The sequence below is a fragment of the Methanocalculus sp. genome (assembly GCF_029762515.1).
Lineage (GTDB): Archaea > Halobacteriota > Methanomicrobia > Methanomicrobiales > Methanocorpusculaceae > Methanocalculus.
Map to the genome: position 1 here is coordinate 1 of NZ_JARVGN010000188.1, position 4,344 is coordinate 4,344.

Consider the following 4,344-nt stretch of genomic DNA (forward strand, 5'->3'; position numbering starts at 1 on the left):
CAAAGAAGATGCGGGATAAGAAAAATAAAGACCGTGCCAATGAAGAATTCGTCATGGCGGTCACACAGGCAGTCCATGACAAGCTGGTCTCAATTATCCAGTCCTTCCCTGAGTTTGATACCCTCCCACCATTCTACCGGGATCTCGTGGATATCCTCTATGGGATCGAAGAGATGAGAAAAGCCTTTGGCGGAGTCGGGTGGGCCGCAAAACATACACGGGATGTCGGAAAGGATCTCGCACGATCGATGCGGCGCTCTCCCGAGAACCTTGCCCTACGTAAACAGGCAGTGGCACGGATCGCCTCGATCGTCCACCAGATCGATAAGGATCTCAGGTTTTTGAATGACACCCGGAATGTGCTCAGGAAGCTTCCTGTCGTTTCTCCCGATGAGTTCACGATTGTTGTGGCAGGGTACCCGAATGTCGGGAAGAGTTCGTTCATCAGGCTCGTCTCAACGGCAACGCCGCAGGTGGCATCGTATCCCTTCACCACAAAAGGGGTCATCGTCGGCCACCGTGAACTGAGCTGGCGTGAACGTGTCCAGTTCATTGATACGCCCGGGATCCTTGATGCCGGAAACAACAGGGAGCGGAACAAGATCGAGCGGCAGGCACTCAACGCACTCATCTATGTGGCAGATGTGATCCTCTTCATCATTGATCCAAGCGAGCACTGCGGATATGATCTTCCCACCCAGCAACTCCTGCTTGAGGAGGTCCGGAGTTTTGCTCACGTCCCGGTGATCGTCTGTGCAAACAAATCCGATCTGGCGCCCTATCCGGGTGTCCTGAATATGTCAACAGTGACCGGGGAGGGGGTTCCCGAGGCGCTTGAAGCAGCCCTCAGAGAACGAGGACCCACGCCCATTCGGAGACAAGAAGACATCCTGCCAGAAAACCAAGAATAACTCCCCCATTCAATGGTGGAAGTCCCGCCTGGGGTTTGCCAGAGAAGACCATCATCAGGAGCACTCCAAGTCCGATGAGTGCCCCTGTCGCAGCGCCGATAGCGGGAACCGGGGATTGGATGAATGTATATGCCGAGACGACCAGTATCGCCGGCATGATCGCATCCCCCATCCCCATCAGGAACGTGCCCCGTTCTTTTTTGACCTCAGTCCCTTCAGCTGAAGGCGTGATCTTCTCATATGATCCGGTGTATCCGATCTTCTTTGGGATGATAAAGAGGATCGGCATCTTCTGATCCATCACCCCTTCAGCGAGCGTGATCATATGCTTTGTCCGATACACCGATAGTGCATCATAGACTGCAAGCAGAATCAGCAGGATGATCACCGGCAGGACAGCAAGTGACGCACCGAAGATGGCCGCCACTCCTGAGGCAAGGACGATGCCGAGCGAATCGATCACGTACCATCTTGGATACCGGTAGAGAAGGATGATTGCGAGGATTGCCGCCACTGCTGCCGCTCCTCCTGCCACAACAGCCGATCCGATAAAATGGCCGGATATTGCCAGGAAGACATAGAAGTACGTGAGCAGGATGGCTCCGCCGATAATGAGGCTGATGAGCTGCTGTTTTGCATATTTGATCAGCAGGAGGAGGACTGCGGTGAAGGTGAGGAGAATAGCCAGAAAGATGATCGGATTTGCCATTGAATCGGGGTCGTCAAATGCGGTCAGCCCGGCAGCCTCAACAGGGGCTGCAAGGAGCACGCCTCCGAGGATCACTGCGCAGAGAATAAGAGGCATGCCGATGATGGCAGAGATGTTCTGTCGGTCCATAATATCCTGCTCCGGATAGGTAGCTTAATCATTATGGTTCTTCTTATGGTAAAACATGGATCTTCGTGATTATGTCTGGGATCTGATCCTGATCATCATAATGGTGTCATCAACACTCGTTCTTGTACTCAGGCTCTGGCAGGATCTCACGATAGTACTTGGAGCGACCCTGATGATGCTCTCGCTGGGTGGTCTCTTCCTCTCGCTCGGGATGAAGATTCGGAGTCTTGAGGATAATATTATCGCCCGGGAGAGGACGATGCGTGTCAATCTGGAAGAGATCTCAGTCAGCCTCAATCGGAAATATGACCGGACTGTTGAACAGCTCGGTGAGATCGTCGACAGCCTGACACGGCGGATGTACCGATAAAAGAGGTCTCTACTTGGGAGTTTCTATTCGTCCTCTGCTGGAAGGATGCAGGCATCCGGTCGGCTTTGGAGATATCCCCGGAGTTGCGGCAATAGATGCAAATAACGCACTCTACCAGTTCCTCTCAATAATCAGGCAGGCCGACGGCACCCCCCTGCAGGATACGAAAGGGCGGGTCACCTCACACCTCTCAGGTCTCCTCTTCAGGACCGCACACTTTCTTGAGAACGGTATTCTGCCCCTGTATATCTTTGATGGCTCACCACCTGAGTTTAAGGCCAGAACTATTGCCGCAAGACGCGAGATCAGGAAGGCTGGTGAAGAACAATGGACAGAAGCCTTGGAACGCGGGGATACCGGTGCGGCATACCGCGCGGCGATGCAGTCCACCAGGGTGGATGCCAGCATTCTTGCGAGCGGAAAGGAGCTTCTGGATGCACTGGGAGTTCCCTGGATGGTCGCCCCCTCCGAAGGTGAGGCGCAGTCTGCTCATTTCGTCAATAGCGGGATTGCCACCTATTCTGTCTCCCAGGACTATGATTCACTCCTCTTTGGGGCCTCAGTCCTCGTCCGGAACCTGGCCGTATCCGGGAAACGGCGGATCGGGGGGAGGCAGGTGACGGTTTCTCCCGAACGGATCTCTCTCTCCGAGTTCCTTGATACACTTGGGATCACCCGTAAGCAGCTTATCCGGATAGGGATTCTTATCGGGACAGACTTCAACGAAGGGATCCACGGGATCGGGCCGAAGAAGGCATTGAAGATTATCCGTGAAGAACGATTCTCCGAGGTGATGGCAGAGAAGGCACCAGATACCGATCCGGAACCGATTATGGAGTTCTTCCTCTCTCCTCCGGTTACAGAACAGTATCAGCCGGAATGGAGATCCCCCGATCCCGACTCTGTCAAACAGATTCTCTGTGATAATTACGGGTTCTCACAAGAGCGGATCCTTCCGGCGCTTGAACGTATAGCAGGTCCACAGAAAGGGCAGTCCGGGCAGATGCGGCTTGATGCCTGGAATTAGTATATTTGCCGGATATCCAGAGGGAATCGCCCTCTCTTCCTCCCCAAAGTATAAATCTTCAGGGTTGATTATCAACTATGCTTTCCAGTGCATTCCATGAGGCGCTCCATGATCAGATCCATCCTTTCATCATAGGGGTGGCCGGGGACAGCGGATCGGGGAAGACAACATTTACAAAGATCATCAGCATCGTCCTCGGTCCGTCCCGTGTATCTACGATAACACTTGATGACTATCACCGGTACGACCGGGATGAACGGGCCGCATTGTCCATTACCCCTCTTCATCCCGATGCAAACCGTTTTGACCGTCTTGCATCGGATGTAGCCGCCCTGAAGAGGGGTGAAACGATTCAGAAGCCGGTCTACAATCATACAAACGGCACTTTTGACCCGGATATCCCCTTCCGGCCAAAAAACATAATTATCCTCGAAGGACTTCATCCCCTCTTCACAGAGGAGCTCAGGGAGATGATCGATCTCGCAATCTTTGTCGATCCGCACCCTGATGTCAAGTATGCATGGAAGATACGGCGTGATGTTGGTGAGCGTGGCCATACCCGTGAGGCTGTTCTGGCTGAGATTCGCACCAGAGAACCTGATTATGAGGAGTATGTAGCTTTCCAGAGGCAATATGCAGATTATGTCATCAGGATTGATGAAAGCCTGGCAGCGCCAGGTCGGGATCCCCCCGTCTATTCAGTCTCCCTTCTTCAGGCCGATCCAACCGCCTGTCCCCTTACAAATGTACCATTCACCCTTGATCTCTCGCGGATTCTCCCGCTCGTGGACGGTCCTTATAGCATCTCCGGCGGTAATACTGAACTGGATGGCAGGAGCCTTGTCTCAATGAGGCTGGATGGATATCTCCCTTATGGGTTTGCACGTTCCCTTGAGGAGAGTATCGAGACACAGACAGAGATCTGTGCATTGCCTTTCTTCCCGGGAAAACAGGTCTCCCCAACAGATGTGATCGCATTATTGATTGCATGGCAGATTATCTGCCGCCAGTGTTCTCTCACCGAATCTCCAGTCTGAGCAGTGCATCTTTTTAACAGAGCAAAGGTAATCACTGATGCACTATGGATCGGACCGAGCATTTTGCGATCATCGCCCGTGATATCGGGGCAATCCTCCAGTTTCTGGCTCTTGCCTCATCCGTTCCACTGATTGTTGCGATCATCTATTCGGAATGGCAT

5 protein-coding genes are annotated in these 4,344 nt (G+C 53.0%); 4 read left to right on the forward strand and 1 reads right to left on the reverse strand.

The genetic code is table 11. The features are described 5' to 3' along the window. Positions 1-911, forward strand: a 911-nt coding sequence (locus QCH34_RS07620; protein WP_300332451.1) for a GTPase, incomplete at its 5' end; no start/stop codon positions are given. Here the strand turns inward: QCH34_RS07620 and QCH34_RS07625 are convergent. Then, on the reverse strand, positions 847-1,749 hold the full coding sequence (locus QCH34_RS07625) for a presenilin family intramembrane aspartyl protease PSH (protein ID WP_300332453.1): 903 nt from the start codon (positions 1,747-1,749) through the stop codon (positions 847-849). The genes QCH34_RS07620 and QCH34_RS07625 overlap by 65 nt on opposite strands. A gap of 55 nt (positions 1,750-1,804) precedes the next feature. Here QCH34_RS07625 and QCH34_RS07630 point away from each other — a divergent pair, with 55 nt between their 5' ends. The 3 genes from QCH34_RS07630 (at position 1,805) to QCH34_RS07640 (ending at position 4,183) form a co-directional block, all read left to right on the forward strand. Next, positions 1,805-2,119, forward strand: a complete 315-nt coding sequence (locus QCH34_RS07630) for a hypothetical protein (RefSeq protein ID WP_300332455.1) — start codon at positions 1,805-1,807, stop codon at positions 2,117-2,119. A gap of 13 nt (positions 2,120-2,132) precedes the next feature. After that, positions 2,133-3,146 (forward strand): flap endonuclease-1, encoded by a 1,014-nt coding sequence (gene fen, locus QCH34_RS07635; protein ID WP_300332457.1) that lies wholly within the window; start codon positions 2,133-2,135, stop codon positions 3,144-3,146. Between the two features lie 77 nt (positions 3,147-3,223). Then, a complete protein-coding gene (locus QCH34_RS07640) occupies positions 3,224-4,183 on the forward strand; it encodes a phosphoribulokinase (RefSeq protein WP_300332459.1) in 960 nt (319 codons plus the stop codon). Positions 4,184-4,344: the final 161 nt, after the last annotated feature.

What these genes read in the sequence shown, in the direction of transcription:
- QCH34_RS07640 (WP_300332459.1), top strand. Translation starts at nt 3,224, where the DNA reads ATGCTTTCCAGTGCATTCCATGAGGCGCTCCATGATCAGATCCATCCT.
- QCH34_RS07625 (WP_300332453.1), bottom strand. Translation starts at nt 1,749, where the DNA reads ATGGACCGACAGAACATCTCTGCCATCATCGGCATGCCTCTTATTCTC.
- QCH34_RS07630 (WP_300332455.1), top strand. Translation starts at nt 1,805, where the DNA reads ATGGATCTTCGTGATTATGTCTGGGATCTGATCCTGATCATCATAATG.